The organism is Salegentibacter holothuriorum (assembly GCF_900168045.1).
Classification (GTDB): Bacteria; Bacteroidota; Bacteroidia; order Flavobacteriales; family Flavobacteriaceae; genus Salegentibacter; species Salegentibacter holothuriorum.
This window is the reverse complement of record NZ_FUYY01000007.1, coordinates 73146-92841: the sequence shown is the minus strand read 5'-3', so window position 1 is coordinate 92841 and position 19696 is coordinate 73146. Positions and strand designations below refer to the sequence as shown.

Annotated in this window: 18 protein-coding genes; 5 read left to right on the top strand and 13 right to left on the bottom strand. The window is 36.4% G+C overall.

All coding sequences use genetic code 11. The annotated features are described in order from the left end of the window. Positions 1 to 95: 95 nt before the first annotated feature. Positions 96 to 635 carry a phage tail protein gene (locus tag B5X51_RS13830; RefSeq protein ID WP_079721785.1) on the bottom strand — a complete coding sequence of 180 codons (540 nt, stop codon included), beginning with the start codon at positions 633 to 635 and terminating at the stop codon, positions 96 to 98. Positions 636 to 994: 359 nt separating this feature from the next. Between B5X51_RS13830 and B5X51_RS13825 the strand changes: the two genes are divergently transcribed. Continuing rightward, positions 995 to 1843: a glycosyltransferase family 2 protein gene (locus tag B5X51_RS13825; RefSeq protein ID WP_079721784.1), complete on the top strand. Its 849-nt coding sequence runs from the start codon at positions 995 to 997 to the stop codon at positions 1841 to 1843. On the opposite strand, the gene pafA is transcribed toward B5X51_RS13825, so the two are convergent. After that, on the bottom strand, positions 1835 to 3490 hold the full coding sequence (gene pafA / locus B5X51_RS13820) for an alkaline phosphatase PafA (protein WP_079721783.1): 1656 nt from the start codon (positions 3488 to 3490) through the stop codon (positions 1835 to 1837). The two genes, B5X51_RS13825 and pafA, sit on opposite strands and share 9 nt — an antisense overlap. A 117-nt stretch (positions 3491 to 3607) precedes the next feature. Here pafA and B5X51_RS13815 point away from each other — a divergent pair, with 117 nt between their 5' ends. Next, positions 3608 to 4345, top strand: coding sequence for an MlaE family ABC transporter permease (locus B5X51_RS13815; RefSeq protein WP_079721782.1), 738 nt, complete (start codon positions 3608 to 3610; stop codon positions 4343 to 4345). Further along, entirely contained in the window at positions 4345 to 5109 is a 765-nt protein-coding gene (locus B5X51_RS13810; RefSeq protein ID WP_079721781.1) for an ABC transporter ATP-binding protein, read from the top strand. Before B5X51_RS13815 ends, B5X51_RS13810 begins: the two co-directional genes overlap by 1 nt. On the opposite strand, the gene B5X51_RS13805 is transcribed toward B5X51_RS13810, so the two are convergent. The 9 genes from B5X51_RS13805 to porV form a co-directional block, all read right to left on the bottom strand. Beyond that, on the bottom strand, positions 5106 to 6548 hold the full coding sequence (locus B5X51_RS13805) for a DUF389 domain-containing protein (protein ID WP_079721780.1): 1443 nt from the start codon (positions 6546 to 6548) through the stop codon (positions 5106 to 5108). The two genes, B5X51_RS13810 and B5X51_RS13805, sit on opposite strands and share 4 nt — an antisense overlap. A gap of 97 nt (positions 6549 to 6645) precedes the next feature. Further along, positions 6646 to 7728, bottom strand: a complete 1083-nt coding sequence (locus tag B5X51_RS13800; protein WP_079721779.1) for a mannose-1-phosphate guanylyltransferase — start codon at positions 7726 to 7728, stop codon at positions 6646 to 6648. A 10-nt stretch (positions 7729 to 7738) separates the two neighbouring features. Continuing rightward, complete coding sequence (locus tag B5X51_RS13795) at positions 7739 to 8338, bottom strand: SprT-like domain-containing protein (protein ID WP_079721778.1); 600 nt, start codon at positions 8336 to 8338, stop codon at positions 7739 to 7741. Between the two features lie 3 nt (positions 8339 to 8341). Beyond that, a complete protein-coding gene (locus B5X51_RS13790) occupies positions 8342 to 9022 on the bottom strand; it encodes an SDR family NAD(P)-dependent oxidoreductase (RefSeq protein WP_079721777.1) in 681 nt (226 codons plus the stop codon). A gap of 69 nt (positions 9023 to 9091) precedes the next feature. After that, positions 9092 to 10114 carry a M20/M25/M40 family metallo-hydrolase gene (locus tag B5X51_RS13785; protein ID WP_245828758.1) on the bottom strand — a complete coding sequence of 341 codons (1023 nt, stop codon included), beginning with the start codon at positions 10112 to 10114 and terminating at the stop codon, positions 9092 to 9094. A 40-nt stretch (positions 10115 to 10154) separates the two neighbouring features. Continuing rightward, complete coding sequence (locus tag B5X51_RS13780; protein WP_079721776.1) at positions 10155 to 11801, bottom strand: pyruvate dehydrogenase complex dihydrolipoamide acetyltransferase; 1647 nt, start codon at positions 11799 to 11801, stop codon at positions 10155 to 10157. Between the two features lie 3 nt (positions 11802 to 11804). Beyond that, the gene (gene pdhA, locus B5X51_RS13775; protein WP_079721775.1) at positions 11805 to 12806 is read right to left on the bottom strand and encodes a pyruvate dehydrogenase (acetyl-transferring) E1 component subunit alpha; all 1002 of its coding nucleotides are present in this window, start codon (positions 12804 to 12806) and stop codon (positions 11805 to 11807) included. Between the two features lie 108 nt (positions 12807 to 12914). Beyond that, positions 12915 to 13397 carry a cytidine deaminase gene (cdd, locus tag B5X51_RS13770; RefSeq protein WP_079721774.1) on the bottom strand — a complete coding sequence of 161 codons (483 nt, stop codon included), beginning with the start codon at positions 13395 to 13397 and terminating at the stop codon, positions 12915 to 12917. An 81-nt stretch (positions 13398 to 13478) separates the two neighbouring features. Then, complete coding sequence (gene porV, locus B5X51_RS13765; protein ID WP_079721773.1) at positions 13479 to 14633, bottom strand: type IX secretion system outer membrane channel protein PorV; 1155 nt, start codon at positions 14631 to 14633, stop codon at positions 13479 to 13481. Positions 14634 to 15054: 421 nt separating this feature from the next. Between porV and gldJ the strand changes: the two genes are divergently transcribed. Both gldJ and B5X51_RS13755 read left to right on the top strand, forming a co-directional pair. Continuing rightward, positions 15055 to 16749, top strand: a complete 1695-nt coding sequence (gene gldJ, locus B5X51_RS13760) for a gliding motility lipoprotein GldJ (RefSeq protein ID WP_449415964.1) — start codon at positions 15055 to 15057, stop codon at positions 16747 to 16749. 112 nt (positions 16750 to 16861) lie between these two features. Continuing rightward, complete coding sequence (locus tag B5X51_RS13755; RefSeq protein WP_079721771.1) at positions 16862 to 18160, top strand: UDP-N-acetylmuramoyl-tripeptide--D-alanyl-D-alanine ligase; 1299 nt, start codon at positions 16862 to 16864, stop codon at positions 18158 to 18160. Here the strand turns inward: B5X51_RS13755 and B5X51_RS13750 are convergent. Next, positions 18150 to 18770 carry a DUF4403 family protein gene (locus tag B5X51_RS13750; protein ID WP_079721770.1) on the bottom strand — a complete coding sequence of 207 codons (621 nt, stop codon included), beginning with the start codon at positions 18768 to 18770 and terminating at the stop codon, positions 18150 to 18152. The two genes, B5X51_RS13755 and B5X51_RS13750, sit on opposite strands and share 11 nt — an antisense overlap. A gap of 274 nt (positions 18771 to 19044) precedes the next feature. After that, positions 19045 to 19575 (bottom strand): hypothetical protein, encoded by a 531-nt coding sequence (locus B5X51_RS13745; RefSeq protein ID WP_079721769.1) that lies wholly within the window; start codon positions 19573 to 19575, stop codon positions 19045 to 19047. Positions 19576 to 19696 lie beyond the last annotated feature (121 nt).

Here is a 19696-nt window from a genome sequence, read left to right as displayed (position 1 = left end):
GGAATTAGCTATTTCAAAAAAAAGGAGCATATCTTTCAGAGTTGGTTATGAAAATAATAAAATGCCAACCTTATAAATACGATATACTGTATACTTTATTTTTTGGATTTACCTCCAGACTTAGAATCTGAGTACTCTTCAGGTTCAATTATATCTGTGTCCCTTGCCCAACCTTCATTTTCAATTTTGAGATATTGTATTAACACAGCATTTCCAGATGCATCCAGTTCTGGTAATGCCTGAAATTCGGAAACCCAACAGCGATAAACCCTGTAGGTTATAGCGAGTTGACCTGCTTCATTATATAATTCAATTATTAGATCTTTTCTGAAATCTTTTAAGGAAACCTCTGTTCCGTCACCAGCACCGAATTGAAACACTTTATTTGCCCATTCTTCAAATTCGGGATCGTGCGTTACACCACGTTCAATAATAATTGGCGCAAAATCAGTTTGCCCAGGAGACTTCCGAAGGTTTCCAGGATCTCCTCCTTCTCTGTGTTTAACAACCTGGGTAGTTTTTATAAGAGGGCTTATTTTACTGATACCGGCCACATATTTTCCATCCCATTTCACACGGAATTTAAAATTCTTATAGGGATCTAATCGTTGAGGGTTTATTGTAAATTGTGCCATGAGATACTTTTTTAGTTATCATTAAAATAAAGATAAGCTTTAAAAATTAATTTAACTTGCTTATAATTAATTGTTTAGCCCTACTAATCTGAAAAATTCCTGCATAATGGCAATATCTTTATATGTTTTTTTAAAGAGTTGTGCTAGTCCGTGGCTCAGGCTCTTAATCAACACTTTAAGACCTGAATCAATTGCTCTGTATTGCTGTAAAGCTTCAATCAAAAGTACATTTTCATTAGTTGTTTTTTCCGAATGATCTAGCAGAATGAACCTGAATTAGGACTGTTTAAATTTTCATTTAGAAAAATTGAGATTCTAAACACTATCTTCGCATTATCAAAATCTGCAACCCATTAAATTTGAAGATTTATATTATTATCCCCGCCTACAACGAAGCCGCATTTATTGGCAAAACGCTTCAGTCTTTGATCAGCCAAAGTCATCGAGCTCATAAAATTGTAGTGGTAGATGATGGTTCTTCTGACAGAACTCCGGAAATTATCTCTGAAATAGCTAAAAAACATCCTGAAATATCTCTTATAAAGAATACTTCAGAAGGCAAACATTTGCCCGGTAGCAAAGTTGTGAACGCTTTCAATATAGGTTTCAAAACACTTGACAACGATTTTGATATCATTTGTAAGTTTGATGCCGATCTAATTTTTCCTGAAAACTATTTAGAACAAATTAGCTTTAATTTTAAACAAAATCCCAAAACCGGAATGGTGGGTGGTTTTTGTGAAATTCAAAGAAATGGGAATTGGATTTTAGAGAATTTAACGGGGAAGGATCATATTCGCGGGGCTTTAAAAACCTACCGAAAAGCCTGCTTTAATAATATTGGCGGCCTTAAACCGGCTATGGGTTGGGATACCGCAGATGAACTACTTGCACAATATCACGGCTGGGAAATAAAAACCGATGAAAACCTAAGGGTAAAACATCTTAAACCCACAGGAAAGAATTATAATAAAACTTCAAAATATAAGCAGGGAGAGGCTTTTTACAGCTTAAGATATGGTTTTGCAATAACCGTAATAGCTTCGGCTAAACTTGCTTTTAAAAAGAAAGATTTGGGCTTTTTCCTAAACTGTATAACTGGTTTTCTATATGCCAAAAATGAAAAACGACCTTATCTTGTAAATAAAGATGAAGGTCGTTTTATAAAAAAATTACGTTGGAAAAAAATGCAGGAAAAACTATTCTGAAACAGCCGTTTTTTTAGCATCCAACATCATATACAATGGTTTTCCGGTAGTTCCATTAGGGAAAGATATTCCCAAAATAGTAGAAACCGTTGGGGCAATATCTATTATTTCTGTACGCTCTGTTGTACTTCCCTGACTAACACCATTTCCGTAGAAAATTAACGGAGCGTGAGTATCGTAATTAAGGTCGCTCCCGTGGGTAGATCCAGTTCTTGAATACACAATGGTAGCAGGGTCTAAAACATAGATCAAATCTCCACTTCGCTTTTGATTAAATCCATTTTGAATAGCAGCACCTGTACCCGTCACAAAACTTCCGCTACTTAGTTGATCTCTGGTATATACTTTATCTATTTGATCTAACTGAAGAATATAATGCGCCAATTTAGATTGTAAAGCTGAAGAACTGATTTCGGCCTCCTCCATCAAATCATAATTAAAGAATACCTGACTATTATATACACTTTCTATAAGGTCCTCTTCTCCAAACTCCCTTGCGGCAAATTCTTTAAGCTCGTTTACAAACTCATCAGATTCAAAATATCCTGCCGGAATCTTTACAGACTCCAAATAAGCGGGAACATCTACTCCACCGTGATCTGCAGTTAAGAAAATGGTATAATTACCTTCGCCAATTTTCGCGTCTAAGCTTTCTAAAAGCTGTGCTATATTTTGATCTAGCCTAAGATAAGTATCCTGAATTTCTTTTGAATTCACTCCAAAATTATGACCTATCTTATCGGTACTAGAAAAACTTAACGTAAGGAAATCTGTATCTACATCCTGCCCCAATTCCTCGGCTTCAATCGCTGCAAGAGCAAATTCAAGGGTAATATCATTCCCATAAGCTGAATTTTCAATGATATCAAATCCGCCATTCTCTTTACTTAATTTAGCGAGATCATACGGAAATGTAGCGTCTTTTTTCCCTCTAAAACCACCTTCAAAATTGTTCTTATCGCTACCGCTCTCTATGTAAGTATCAATATCGTAAAGGGTGTTCCAGGGTTTTAAATATGCTTCTACTTTATCTGAAGCATTAAAGTCTTTAACCCATTTTGGTAATTCTTCCATATAAAACGAACTGGTAATCCACTTCCCCTCATCACCTCCGTGAAACCAATAGGCTGCATTTGCAGTATGCCCAGCAGGTAAAATAGAGCCACGATCTTTAATAGAAACCCCAATGGTTTTTCCTCGCATTTGGGTATGAAGCCTGTTCTCGTCGCTAACCGTGGTTGTTTTCATTCTATGTGGAGACATTTTTCCGGCTTCATCTTTAGTTCCAACCGATGTTACCGTTTCATCTCCGGCACAATAAACCGATTCTTTAATAAACTTATCATACCATCCATTTCCAATAATTCCATGGTTCATTGGGCTGGTCCCTGTATAAACCGAAGCATGACCAGGACCGGTATAAGTAGGCACATAATTAAAATGGTTGTTTTTAAAGTTGTACCCTTCATTTATTAATTTTTTAAATCCGTCTTCTCCAAATCTTTCCCAAAACCTGTCTATATAATCATAGCGCATTTGATCCACTACAATTCCTACCACAAGCTTAGGTTTCTCCTGGGGTTTTTCCTGAGAAAAAGCCTGAAAACTTAATAATCCCGTCAATAATAAAAATGCTAATCGCTTCATCTTGTATTGTTTTATAGAAGTAGCTCAAAATTACTAAACTTATTGGGCTAAAGATTAATTCTACGTTAAATACTTTGGAGTATATTTTTAGTATTTTAGCTTTACAAAAATTGCTTAATGAACTATCTACACTCCATTGGGGAATATTTTTTGATGCTGAAGGGAACTTTCCGCCGAATGACAAAAACATCGGTTCTAAGAAGTTTAATCTTTAAAGAAATAGATGACCTAATAGTTGGCTCAATGGGAATTGTGTCTTTTCTATCATTTTTTATTGGGGCAGTAGTAGCTTTACAAACCGCATTAAATTTAAACAACCCGTTAATTCCAAAATCCTTAGTTGCCTATGCTGCAAGACAGTCTATAATTCTGGAATTTGCCCCCACCTTTATCTCTATTATTATGGCAGGTAAAGTAGGTTCTTATATTACTTCCAGTATTGGTTCTATGAACGTGACCGAGCAAATTGATGCTCTAGAAGTAATGGGTATTAACTCTTTAAATTATCTTATTTTCCCTAAGATAATAGCTATGCTATTTTATCCATTTGTCATTGCTATTTCTATGTTCCTGGGTATTCTTGGGGCATATACGGCAGCAGTTATGGGAGGTTTTGTTCCTCCAGATATTTTTGTACAGGGACTTCAGGAGGATTTTATACCATTTCATCTCGTTTACGCTTTTATAAAAACATTCTTATTTGCGTTTATTTTGGCCACCGTTCCCGCTTACCACGGTTATTATATGAAAGGTGGCGCACTAGAAGTTGGTGAAGCCAGTACCACCTCTTTTGTTTGGACCAGTGTGGTTATTATTATAACAAATTATGCAGTAACCCAATTATTACTCAGCTAATGATAGAAGTAGAAAATTTACATAAAGCATTTGATGGAGAGGAAGTCTTAAAAGGAATAGATTTTACATTTGAAAAAAGTAAAACTAATCTTATTATAGGTCAATCTGGTTCGGGGAAAAGTGTGCTTCTAAAATGTATGTTGGGTTTATTTACTCCTGAAAAAGGCGTGATAAAATACGATGGAAAACCTTATAGTAGATTTACTGAGGATGAACGGAAAGATCTTAGTAAAGAAATAGGAATGGTTTTCCAGGGCGGTGCTCTTTTTGATTCTATGACGGTAGAAGAAAATGTGATGTTCCCTCTAAAAATGTTCACTAAAAAGCAACATAAGGAAAATAAAAAACGAGTTAAAGAGGTTTTAAAACGAGTAAATTTAGACGGTAACGAGAAAAAAATGCCTTCAGAAATTAGCGGAGGTATGCAGAAGCGTGTTTCTATTGCCCGAGCTATTGTAAACCGACCTAAATACCTATTCTGTGATGAACCAAACTCGGGTCTTGACCCCAAAACTGCTACGGTAATAGATAATCTTATCCAGGAAATTACACACGAATATGATATTACTACAATTATCATAACCCACGATATGAATTCGGTTTTAGAAATTGGGGAAAATATTGCCTTTCTAAAAGATGGCGTTTTAGCCTGGAAAGGAGATAAATCGCAAATATTCAAAACCGATGACGAAACTGTAACCGATTTTGTTTACTCCTCAAATTTATTTCAGAAAGTAAGAGAGGCACAACAGAAAGGGCTTTAATTAACAGATTTCACCTGTAGCGTATCTAATTTCAACCTGACTTTTAGCCATTTTTCAAAACGTTCTTTCTGTTCAGAAATCTGGCTGGTTTTTAAGTCTTTTTTCCAACCCACAGTAAACGTTGGAATGGTATCTATTTTCGAGAAATTGGTTGTGATTAAATTAGAATATCCCAACTCACCTATCCCATCGTAATTTATTTTTGCTTCCTGGCTTAAATCACTAAAAGAAAAACTACTGCCACGGTATTTGGAAATTTCATTTTCCAACAGCGCTATTTTTTCATCTTTATTTTCAATAAGCTCCTGGTTTCTCATATAAAGATCTTCCAGTATACCACTTTTAACCTGCATAGAAAGTTCATCTATCGCCCCACTGGGATCTGCTCCCTGGTGTATAATTAATTTAGTTTCTTTTAAAGCCTCAAAATCCTTCAATTGCTTCTGCCAGGTGGTAATTGAAGTCTGTGGAACGCGGTTTCCAATCAAATAAACTTCTATACTTTTTTCTTTATAATCGTAAGTAGATTTTATGGTTTCAGTTCCTTCATACCTCATTATATTAGATACAAACTCTTTTGCCTTAGATTCAAACAATTGTTCCTGAAGCAGAAAAACAAACAATATTACACTGGGAATCATTACAATTACCGCAATAGTTGAGGCTATTTGAGCAGTTCTTCTACGTCTTTTACTGTTTACATATTTCACCAAAGGAAAATCAAGTACCTTGGTTACTACAAAAGTTGAAAGTGCAATAAATACCGCATTAATTGAAAATAGATACAAGGCACCTCCCGCATAAGACCAGTTCCCAATAGCCAATCCATAACCTACGGTACATAAAGGTGGCATAAGTGCAGTTGCAATCGCAACACCAAGAATCACACTGGCAATTGTCCCTTTTTTAGTCTTAGCAACTATTAAAGCCAATCCGCCAAAAATCGCTACTAAAACGTCTAAAATTGTAGGATAAGTCCTCGCTATAAGTTCAGGTGTTTCTTCTTTAACAGGCGAAATAAGAAAATAAACATAAGCGGTAAGCACACTTAAGCCTACCATTAAACCCAGATTTATAAAAGATTTTCTTAATGTAAGGACGTCGTTTATCGCTACAGACATTCCTACACCAACAATTGGCCCCATTAGCGGAGAAATAAGCATGGCTCCAATAACAACTGCTGTACTACCCACGTTGAGGCCAACAGAAGCCACGAAAATAGAAAATATAAGAATCCAGGCGTTATGCCCTTTAAAGGAAATATCTTTTTTCACTGCTTCTACCGTAGATTCCCTATCAGTATCATGCCTAATTTCCAGTAGCTCTCTTATAAGTGCTTTTATACTCTGCCAAATACCCTTTGCATTTGCACCCAAATCTTCAGATTTCTCTTGATTTTGAGAGGGTTGATTATTTTCAGGCTTTTGATTGTTATCCATAGAATTCACTCGATATTCGAGATTTAAATGCTGCGAGGCTTACCCCAAAATTCATAAATTTTCTATCTAATACCTCTTGGCATCACCACAAAGGGCTTTACCCTAGATCTTCTCCAAATTGCGCCATCACCTTTTCACGAATCGCCTTGATTTCCTGTATATTATCTTTTGGAGTAATTAATAATATTTTATCATTCTCCACCACCACAAAATCATGCAATCCATCTAAAACTACCACTTTATTGCTATGGGTTTTAATAATATTTCCGGTAGAGTTTAAAGGTAATAACCTCCCATTTACCATGGTATTATGTTGGTCGTCTTGTGGTAGTTCATCTTCCAGAGACTTCCAGGTACCCAAATCGTTCCATTTAAATTTCGCAGGGATCACATAAACGCTATCAGATTTTTCCATAATAGCGTAATCTATAGAAACACTTTGTGTTTTATGATAATTTTCATCTAAAAACTCCTGTTCCTTTTCTGTATTATATACATCATTACCTTTTTGAAAAAGTCTAAAAGTCTCGGGATGGTATTTTTTAAAACTTTCAAGAATAAATGCAGCACTCCAAATAAAAATTCCGGCGTTCCAAACGTAATTACCTTCCTCAAGAAAGCTTTCTGCTTGTTTAAAAGAAGGCTTTTCTGTGAACCTTAATACGTGCTTATCACCCTCAGCATCATCCTTTTCATATTTAATATACCCATAACCAGTATTGGGAAAAGTAGGTTCTATTCCCAGAGTAATTAATTTATCTTCTGAAGCAACAATTTTAAAAGCTTCCTCAATATTATCCTGAAACGCAACATCACCCTGAATCCAGTGGTCGCTTGGCGCCACTAATATTAAAGCATCCTTATTTTTCTTTTTAATCTTTAAAGCACCAAGCAAAATGCTGGGAGCGGTATTACGCATCTCGGGCTCCAATACAATTTGTTCATCATTAACCTGGGGAAGCTGCTCTTTTACGGTTTCCTTATAATCTTTATGAGTAAGAATTATAATATTTTCTACAGGCATTAGTTTTGCCAAACGATGAAAAGTAGTTTGTATAAGTGTAGATCCCGCGCCCAAAATATCCTGAAATTGCTTGGGATATTTCGAAGTGCTTACAGGCCAGAAACGGGAACCAATTCCCCCGGCCATTAGAATCGCGTAGTGATTTGTGTTTTTCATAAAAAAGGAATTAATTTTTTAGCAACTCCACTTCTGCATTGGGCTGAAATAAATAAACCTTACCGGTATCAACTTCCAGGCATTCATAGCGTTTTATTTTTCGCTCTCCCTTTTTAAACGTTTTTCCATTATAGATTCTAAAAATCCCTCCTAACGGAATTTCAAAAATATAATTTTTATCGTTCTTAGGGTCAAAAGTTTTAAGTGCTACAGATAATCTTGCATCAGTATCACTACTGGCTTTAGGGTTTTTAAAATGTTGCGCGATCACCGGAAGCAATCCCGAGGGAAACACATCTGGTCTTATAAAAGGCAACATTAATTCCTTAAAAGTAAATTTCCATTCGTGTCCATGAGGCTTTATTTGTCTTCCAAATTTCTCGAAAGCTATTAAGTGGGCAATTTCATGAACTAAAGTAATTAAAAAACGGTATTCATTTAAATTGGCGTTTACCGTAATTTGCTGTGCTCCATTTGGCATTCTTCGATAATCGCCGTGCCTGGTTTTGCGCTCATTTACAATTTTTAAATGAACATTATTAGCTTTTATCAATTCAAAAATAGGAGAAACAGCTCGTTCTGGAATATATCTTTCAAGAATTTCTCTCATTGGCTAAGGCGTACTATTAGAAACCTGGAGTAATTTACCATTATAAAATTTATGCCCCGTAAGACTAAAATCCATAATATACCCGGCCATATCTTTAGCCGAGAGTGGAACTTCCAGTCCCGGAAATGCTTCTTCCAGCATTTCGGTTTGTACAGCACCCAGAGCCAATACGTTAAATGAAGGTCCTTTTTCTTTATATTCCTCTGCCAAAAGTTCGGTTAAGGTAATTACTGCCGCTTTACTGGAACTGTAAGCAGAAAGTCCAGGAAATTTCACACTGCCCTGTACGCCACCCATAGTACTAATATTTACCACGTGAGCATCCTTTTTCATAAAAGGTAATAATTTTTGGGTCAAACCAATTACTCCAAAAACATTGGTACTATATATCTGCTGAAATTCTTCTGCAGAAATTTTTTCAAAATCTTTATTAATAAGCGCCCCGGCATTATTTATTAAAACATCCACCTGTTTCCATTCTGAATCGATAAACGCCGAAACCCTCCCCAGATCTTCGGCTTTTGATATATCACAGGAAAGCGCAGTCACACCTTCTAAATTTAAGTCAGAAACCGGCTTATCATTTCGGGAAATCGCCAGTACTTTGTGCCCTTTCTCAGCAAAGAGCTTGACCATTTCATAACCCATTCCGCGACTGGTTCCTGTTATAACAATATGTTTCATCTTCGTCATAATTTAAGTTCTCATTTTCCAGTTTTCCACCTTCATTTATTTTTTACGATTTCAAGCACTTTAGCGTCCAGCATCATGCTGGTTCAGTTTTATTTCTTTTTCAGGTGTATTGGCCATTTTTAATATTCCGGGAATAACACTTTCTATAACATTGGCCATGTGGCCAACATCAAGTCGTTGCGCTTCATCTGCTACGTGATGATAGTAATCGTAATTGGTAAAATCGAAAGTTGAAATTGTTTGTGCCGGAACCTTAAACTCCTCAAAAAAAGGATAATTATCGCTTCGTTTAAAAAGATTGTACTCTTTAGCCTGCGGTAAAAAACCCAGTACTTTTTCCCCAGAATATTCATTGAATTTATCTGCAAAATTGGAATTTTCAAAACCGGTAAGATAACCTATATAGTCCTTCCCATTCATTGGCACACCAATCATTTCAAAATTAAACAAAGTATATAAATCTAGTTCATCCTCTTTGAGCCTTTGTGCTATTTTCTTTGCTCCTACCAACCCCATTTCTTCAGCAGAAAATAATACAAACATAATAGTTCGTTTATGATCGCCTATTTCAGCAAACTTTTTAGCCAATTCTACAACCGCAACAGTTCCTGCAGCATTATCGTTAGCGCCGTTAGCGATAGAATCCCCTTCTAGAGGTTTCTGGATCCCTATATGATCGTAATGGGCCCCAAGAATAATAAATTCATCCTTTAACTTAGGATCATTACCCTCAAGCATTGCTACCAAATTAAATCCTTTAACTCCATCTATTGTAAAATTATGACGGTAGGAATCAAAATATTTTTGGATATTATTTTCTTTAAAAACCTTTTCAATTCTTCGTGCCGCCAGTTCTATTCCTTCTGTACCGGTTTGCCTTCCTTTTAATTCGTTAGAAGACAAATAGTTTAGTAGTTCCTGAATTTCAGCTTGCTTAACATTAGTATTGAAACTGGTTTTTACTTCTGTTGAAGTTTGAATAGATTGTGAATTTCCGCAGACAGAAGTAAGCAGAAATGCGGCTATTATTGTAAAATGTATGGCGATTTTTCTCATATCGTTAAAGATAAAAAAATCCCGCAAGTGTGCGGGATTTTAATAATTAGTTATTTATAAATCTGGTTTATGCCAACATAGTTACCGGATTCTCCATATAAGTTTTAAGCGTTTTCAAGAAAGCAGCACCGGTTGCACCGTCTACCGTTCTGTGATCACAGGCAAGTGTTAACTTCATTGTATTCCCTACTACAATCTCTCCATTTTTAACTACTGGTTTTTCAACAATAGTTCCTACAGAAAGAATTGCAGAGTTAGGTTGATTAATGATACTTGTAAACTCAACAATACCAAACATTCCCAGGTTAGATACAGTAAAAGTACTTCCTTCCATATCTTTAGGTTGCAATTTCTTGTTTCTGGCTTTCCCGGCAACGTCTTTTACATTATTCCCAATTTGAGTCATAGACATTTGATCGGCAAATTTCAAAACAGGAACAACAAGACCTTCTTCTACGGCAACTGCAACACCCATATGAATGTGTTTTGCAATTTTCATAGATTCACCCGTCCACTGGCTATTTACCTGTGGATGTTTACGAAGTGCCATTGCACTGGCCTTAATTACCATATCGTTAAAGGAAACCTTTATATCTGGCATCTCGTTAATTTGCTTTCGAGAAGCCATTGCATTTGCCATATCTACCTCTATAGTTAGATAATAGTGCGGCGCGTTAAACTTAGATTCTCCCAGTCTCTTCGCAATGGTTTTACGCATTTGAGAATTTTTAATCTCCTCAAAGCTTTCTTCTCCTGCAGGCACATAAGGCTGTGGTGCAGCTGCTGTATCTTTAGCTTCAGATTGAGGCTGTGCTTCAGCAGGTTTTTCTGAAGGCTTGTAATCTTCAATATCTTTTTTCACGATACGGCCATTACCGCCGCTACCTTCAACATTTGATAGATCTATACCTTTATCTTCTGCCATTTTCTTAGCCAATGGAGAAGCAAATATTCTTCCACCATCTTTAGTAGCACCAGAAGATTTCTTTTCTGAAGACTTACTTTCTTTCTCCTCAGATTTCTCTTCTTTTTTCTCTGATTTTCCTGAAGTTTCCTTTTTAGACTTTCCATCTACTGAAACATTGGAAACATCTGTTCCTTCTGGTCCAATTATAGCTAAAAGACTATCTACTTTCGCAGTTTCTCCTTCTTCAAGACCAATTTTAAGCAGCGTACCTTCATAGAAAGATTCGAATTCCATGGTAGCCTTATCGGTTTCAATCTCAGCAAGGATATCACCTTCTTCAACCTTATCACCTTCCTTTTTCAGCCAGGACGCAACAGTCCCCTCTTCCATGGTATCGCTAAGACGCGGCATAGTAATAATTTCTACACCTTCTGGAATTCCTCCATCGTCACTATCGCCATCACTTTCAGCTTCATCTTCGCCCTCGTCTTCATCAGAATCTGAGGCATCTTCTTCTTTATCTTTATCGGCATCTCCGCCGCCTTTCAGTAATTCTGAAATATCTTCGTCTTCTTCCCCAATAATAGCAAGCAGGGTATCTACAGGAGCGGTTTCACCCTCCTCAATTCCAATATGAAGCAAAGTTCCTTCGTAGAAAGACTCAAACTCCATAGTAGCCTTATCGGTTTCTATCTCAGCAAGGATATCCCCTTCTTGAACTTTATCACCTTTTTGCTTTAGCCACTTCGCTACAACACCTTCTTCCATAGTGTCGCTCAAACGCGGCATATTTATTACTTCTGCCATAATTTACTGAGGTTTATGTGCTAAAAACGGATAATCTTCCTGTTCGTAAACAACATCATACATTACGTTCTTTTCTGGGAAATCTGATTCTTCTGCGAATTTCTCACATTCAGACACCTTATCTTTAACGCGCTGATTGATCTCTTTTATTTGATCTTCTGAAGCATACTTTTTATCCTTAATCACACTCAACACCTTAGTGATGGGGTCTAATTCCTGATATTCTGCAACTTCTTCTTTTGTTCTATATTTTTGAGCATCACTCATAGAGTGACCGCGATAACGGTAAGTTTTCATTTCTAAAAATGTAGGGCCGTCACCTTTTCTCGCTCTTTTAATAGCCTCATCTAAAGCTTCTGCAACTTTAATAGGATCCATAGCATCTACAGGGCCACAAGGCATTTCATAACCATTACCAAGTTTCCATATATCTGTTCCTTTAGAAGTTCTGGCTACAGATGTTCCCATGGCATAACCGTTATTCTCTACACAGAAAACTACCGGTAAATTCCATTTAACGGCCATATTTAAAGTTTCATGAAGAGAACCCTGTCTTGCAGCACCATCACCTAAAAAGGTTAGGGTAACCGCTTCGCGCTTAAAGTATTTATCTGCAAATGCAAGTCCTGCACCTAGTGGAATTTGACCTCCAACAATACCGTGACCTCCGTAAAAGTTATGCTCTTTAGAGAAAATATGCATAGAACCTCCAAGACCTTGAGAGGTACCGGTTCCTTTACCATAAAGCTCTGCCATTACACGTTTAGGATCTACTCCTAAACCAATTGGCTGCACGTGGTTACGATAAGCAGTAATCATTTTATCCTTTTCCAGGTCCATCACATGAAGGGCACCTGCCAGGATAGCTTCCTGCCCATTATACAAATGCAAAAAACCTCTTACTTTCTGCTGAATGTAAACTTGCGCAAGTTTGTCTTCAAATTTACGCCAAAACAGCATATCCTCGTACCACTTTAAATACGTGGCTTTTGTTACTTTCTTCATTTAACTTATTAATTTTAGGCCAGACAGATAGGGTTTGCCAAGCGGATAACAAAAATACTATTTTCAATAAGAATGGAAAACAGTTTTCAAGCAAAAATAACGAAAACGTTATAAGGCCGAATTATCAAAAATTAAAGGTAGCAAATCTTTTATAGAATTCGCCTTCATAACCTGGCCACTCTCTCCCATAAAAAAGACATTAATTTCTGAATTCTGTTTCACTTCATACTCTATAAGCGCTTGCCTGCAGGCTCCACAAGGCGGCACAGGAGCGTTAACTTTATGCTTCATAGATTTAGCTGAAATAGCGATATTTTGAATTTGTACTTCGGGATATTTAGCACCGGCATAATAAATTGCCGTGCGTTCTGCACAAAGTCCAGAAGGATATGAAGCATTTTCCTGATTACTTCCCGTTATAACTTCAGCATTATTCAAGGTCAAAGCAGCACCCACCTTAAATTGGGAATATGGCGCATATGCATTATCGCGCGCCGAAACCGCTTCTTTCATTAAATCCTGAATAACTTTTGGAAGTTCTTCTACAGATTCATAGACCTCAAAATTAGAGACAACTTTAAATGGTTTCATATAAAAAATATTGGACAGGAAAGATAATAGAAAGCTTTCAGCCAGCAAATATTAAACTATAAAGGTATTCTAAAAGGGAATTTAATAGGCCGCGTATTGATCTCCAAAGTTAAATGTTAACCCAAATCGCAAGGTTCCCTCTAAAGGACTTGGAACTGTAGATGTAGAAAACAGATAAGAAACATCTATATTAACTTGCTCATATTTAAAACCGGCTCCAAAAGAAACAAATCTCCTGGATCCTTTGGTGAGACTTTCAGTAAAATACCCCGCACGAAAAGCAAAAGCCTCACGATACATATATTCAGCTCCCATCGCCCAGGTCACTTCCCTAAGCTCTTCTCCAAAACCGCCCGGAGCATCGCCCCAGGATGTAAAAATCCCTTCTATAGCACCTATATCATTATACTCGGCATCATCTTCAGCATCAATTTCACCGTCACCATTAAAATCTTTAGGAGTCGGCACCAAAAGCTTATTGAATTCAACATAAGCTCCCAATCTATTTTCTATGTCAAATATAAAATCAAACCCCCCACCTACTTTAAAGTTAGTAGGAATAAAATTTTCCTGTCCGGCATCATCATATTTCATTTTAGGACCAATATTAGAAATATTGGCACCTGCCTTCCATACGCCATCAAAACCAGAATAAGTTAATTGGTCACTACGATAAAAAGCAGCAATATCTACCCCAAAACTATTAGCTGCCCCTAAATCTTCTTCGTCTTGCAGACCAAGATCTGAATGCAAATAACGCCCGGCAACAGCCATGGCAATATTTTCACTTAGCTTTAATGAATAAGAAAGATCAAAAGTAAGTTCATTAGGATTTACAACCAGGGGCGCTTGTTCTATAGTAGAACGTCTCTCTATACTCCCCAAACTAAAATATCTTAAGCTGGAAGCAAAAGCACTTCTTTCACTTATTCGCTGGTAATAAGTAATATTCCCAAGAAAGATATCATTTACAATATCACTTAAATAAGGGGTATAAGAAACACCTACTCCGTGTTCGCTGGGAGCAAACGCATATTTTGCAGGATTCCACTGTTGGGAAAACACATCTGCTGAAGTAGCTACTCCCTGGTCGCCCATGCCGGCTGCCCTGGCATCTGCTGCTACAAGTAAAAAGGGAACCGCAGTAGTAATAACCCTATCTCTTTCCTCCTGGGCCATCATTTTAAACGGAAGGCTTAAAATAATCCCAAGCAATAATATTGTGATTTTTTTCATCATACTAATTAATGATTAACAAATATATACTAATAATCTTGTTAAGAAAAGACCTTAAGTTCAAAATAACCTGAATATGAAATAAAAAGCCTTCTTATTCCACAAAAGTCCAGAATAATTAGCGCAGCTATACAACAACTCTAAACGGGCTAAAATATTGTATGATCAGCATTTTAACCACTTTTTTAAGCTTAGCAACCTTCAATTAAATAAAAATCATTTAATTTTGCTGCTTTCTTGCTTAACTTAGAGCTTAATTAAAAGGGTGTGCAGATACTTTTTAAAAGTCACATACACCGTAATCCTTAAGGGCGCCAGGGTTTTAAAGAAAAGTAAGGCCTTAGGGCGAACATAAAATAAACTTGTACTTTTAGCGTTAATTACTATATTGCAAAGCCTAATATTTCTACCAAAAGAGATGATGAATATGAGAATCAATATTGCTTTTAGAGCCTTTTTAACCCTCGTTCTTAGCGTTGGTTTACTAAGCTGTAATAATTCCCGAGACTATGATAATAGCTCCAGGGCAACCGGATGGGATATTAATTCAGATGAAGGCGGATTTCAATACAACACAGATTACAAGGAACAGGAAGCCGGTCCCGGGCTGGTTTTTGTTGAGGGTGGAACCTTCACTATGGGACAGGTACAAGACGATGTGATGCACGATTGGAATAACACCCCTACGCAGCAGCACGTTCAGTCTTTCTATATGGACGAAACCGAAGTTACCAACATGATGTATATGGAATATCTTGATTGGTTAAAAAATGTTTTTCCTCCTACGCAGGAAAATTTTCGAAATATTTATAACGGAGCTGTACCAGATACTCTTGTTTGGAGAAATAGACTTGGATACAATGAAACAATGGTAAATAACTATCTACGCCATCCTGCATATGGAAACTATCCTGTGGTTGGTGTAAGTTGGATACAAGCTGTAGAATTTAGCAAATGGAGAACCGATAGGGTGAACGAGCTTCTTTTAGAAGAGGGCGGCTACACTAAAGAAGGTGCACGCTTAACCGATGTACAAGCAGGAACAACATTTAATACAGACACTTATCTTAATGCCCCGAGTAAAGCCTATGGAGGCAACACTGAAATTAGTCAGGGAGGCGATGAGTCTCAGGATATGATTGAAAATCAAAATACAGATGCAGAAGGCAATGCGCTTGGCGGACAAACTTATGTTCAGCGCAAAGATGGCATTTTGCTACCGGAATACCGTTTACCAACTGAAGCTGAATGGGAATATGCTGCCTCTTCTTTGGTAGGTATTAGGGATTATAATGTTTACAGAGGAAGAAAAAAATATCCATGGGATGGTCAATACACCAGATCTGGTGATGTGAAAAAACAAGGCGACCAATTGGCCAATTTTAAACAAAGCGATGGAGATTATGGCGGTATTGCAGGATGGAGTGATGATGGTGCCGATATTACCGCTGAAGTAAAATCTTACGAACCTAATGATTTTGGCCTTTATGACATGGCCGGAAACGTAGCAGAGTGGGTAGCTGATGTTTACCGCCCAATAGTTGATGATGAATTCAATGATTTCAACTACTATAGAGGTAATGTTTATACTAAAAATGCTATTAATGAAGACGGAAGTGTAAAGGTAGTTGGAGTTGAAGAAATTGAATTTGACACCTTAGCCACCGGAAGATTGGTTGCAAGATCCTATCCAGGAGATATTGCCCAAATACCGGTTACTGAAGAAGATACCTATATGCGTACTAATTATACTGATAGTGACCAACGTAATTTTAGAGATGGCGACAAAAGTTCCAGCCGTTATTACAGGTCATACCAGGAAGCTGAAGATGAATCTCAGCGTATGTATAACTCCCCAACTTACAATGTAGCAGGAGCTCAAGATAGTACAGGAGTGGCAAAACGCGGATATGACAGCGCAGATAGAACAACACTTATTAGTGACGAGGTTAGAGTTTACAAGGGTGGTTCCTGGAGAGATCGTGCTTATTGGTTAGATCCCGCTCAACGTAGATATTTCCCACAGGATATGGCTACAGATTATATTGGATTTAGAAATGCAATGTCTAGAGTTGGTTCAAAATCTTTAGATGATAATAAGAAGGCAAGGAATTAAAAATTCTAATCTTCTAAAAATTATGATAAAAGCCCTATTCGTTTAGGGCTTTTTTTATAGTTTTATTTTTGAAGCGCTCAAACCTTAATTAGAAGGCTTAGAAAGGCATACTATGAAAACAGCTATAATACACCAAAGATTTCTTGTAAGCACAGGAATTTCTACAGATACCCGCAACATTAAACCTGGAAGCATTTTCTTTGCTTTAAAAGGAGCTAATTTCAACGGTAACCAATTTGCAGCGCAAGCCATTGCAAAAGGAGCAATTTGCGCTATTGTAGATAACAAAGATGCAGCGGTAAACGATAAAGAATATATTGTTGTAAAAGATAGCCTTAAAGCACTCCAAAAGCTAGCTACATTTCATAGAAAATTCCTGGGAATTCCAATAATTGGGATTACGGGCAGCAATGGAAAAACTACTACCAAGGAACTTATTTACAACGTACTTTCAAAAAAATATACGGTTACAGCTACAAAGGGAAACCTCAACAACCATATAGGAGTACCACTAAGTTTATTGGCAATGGACGAGGAAACAGAAATAGGACTAATTGAAATGGGCGCAAACCATCCTGGAGAAATTGAATTCCTCTCTAATATAGTGATGCCAGATTATGGTTTTATAACAAACTTTGGAAAAGCTCATCTGGAAGGATTCGGGAGCCTAAACGGAGTAATACAAGCAAAAACCGAATTATATAGACATTTAAAAGAAAATAAAAAATTGATATTTCTAAATCTGGACGATGAGGTACAGAGACTGGAAATAAACTATAAGCACAATTTCACTTTTGGAGCCAACAGAAAGGCTCAGGTAAAAATCAGTTATCCAGAAACTGGTGATTCGGCTAAATTAATCTTTAACGACATAAACTTTAAAAGTCAATTAAGTGGAAACTACAATGCCAAAAACATGGCAGCTGCGCTATGTATTGGTTTATACTTTAAAGTTCCTGTAAATGATATTCAAACAGCTATAGAAAATTACACCCCTTCTAACAACCGTTCTCAAATCATAAAAAGTGATTCTAATAAAATCTACCTGGATGCTTACAATGCGAATCCAACGAGTATGATAGCCTCATTACAGCATTTTAACAAAGTGAAAACCAAGACTACTAAGATTGTAATTTTAGGTGATATGGGAGAGCTGGGCACTGCTTCAGAAACCGAACACCAGGTAATCGTAAATTTTTTAGAAAATGCTGATATTTCAGAAATCTATCTGGTAGGAAAGCTGTTTAAAAAAACTACAACAAATAAACCAAATATCATAAAGTTTGAAAATACCGAAAATATTAAAAAACACTTACATTTAGCAGAATTAAAAGATTGCAGTATTCTTATTAAAGGCTCCAGATCAATGGCCTTAGAACAAATATTAGAAGTTTTTGAAACTAAAGCTTAATCTCTTTTATATCTATAAATCCATAGGCGCTAATTTCCAAAAGAATTAACAACAAGGTGTCTCCGGGGATAATTTGGGCAACCTTCAAAATATTCACATTCCCCGAAAGGAAAACTCCGGGTGCAGTTTCCATCTCTTCACTAAGCTTCTCATTTACCTTACCCAATTGCTCGTTAATATGGGGTTTAAGATCCAACTTCATTTTATTTTTAATCTTTTTATAGATTAAAGTGTTTGCAAGTGTTTCTAGAGAATTATCCATAAGCCAATTTTTACTCTGGCCTTCCAATTCGTATTCTATAATATCTATCACCTGGTCTACCTCATTAAAACCCAAAGCAAGATGCACTAATAAGTTCACTTCTTTATTTTTAAAAAGCGTGGTTAGTGTTTTCAATTTTAAGTTAAGAGTTAGATCAAAATTAAACTCCTGACTTTTACCCAAATTGGCACCAAGCACTTCAACATAATTCTTTACCGTGCCCCTAGAATCTTCCATCCCTATTTGCTCGCCAACCAATTTTTTTTGAAGTACGTCTTCCAAAACCCCGTAATTAATCTTTACCGGTAAATCTAGTTTTATATTGTCTTCCTCTAAAATTTTGTCCATAAGTTATTCTTGAGCTTTTTTATTAATGCTGAATATAAATACAACTTAAGTTATTTCTGATAAAAAGTTCTGAAAACGCAGTTAAATAAAATTAAACATGATTCAGTCTGGGTAATTTCAGAAAAACTGATTAACAAAAAAACGACTTAAAGCATTATATTTCATCAAACAAAGGTTTTGTTTCCAATTCAAATATTCGCCATTGTAAAACCCAAAGCCATCCTGAAAATGATTTGATGGATTCTAAAAAGCTTTTATTCATGAAGATTCGTTTTTAATCTAATTCAGAATCTAGACGAAAATTAAAACTACCATTGCTCACAAGTTTTATAGAGTTATCAATGCTATTATGAGCACTAAAACCAAAACTGCCTTTTAAATAATTACCATCATCTTCCTGAATTTGTATAAAAGGATGAAAAGATTGTACCTGCCTGTTTCCAACAAAGGAGAACCAATCGCTGGCTGGATTAACCAAACCGTACCTCATCCAACCTTTATTCAGTTTATTATGACCGAAAATATACTTCTTTGGCCCAACGTAATCGGTAACAAAAATCTCTATAATTTCTCCTTTGGTGGTTTCTGCTTTAATAAGAAGGTCTATGCCACCATAATCATTTAAATGCTTCTTACAGAAAACAACTCCTTCTATGCGATACATCATAAAGTCCCTGCCATCAATCTGCGCGCTTAAAAATTCTTCCTCTTGGGCTTCTCTTAAGGCATCATCATCACTACATCCCACTAAAAGGCATATTATCAAAAAAAAGGGGGCTACGAAAAGTCTCAAAAAATTTTTCATAACAAAAGCGTTTAACAGTTAATAATCAATTAGTTAAAAGTAATAAACACTTTCTTATCATGCCAGGGTGATTTTACCCTATTTTGCTGATTTTCAATTATTTATATTTTTTTAACTCTAT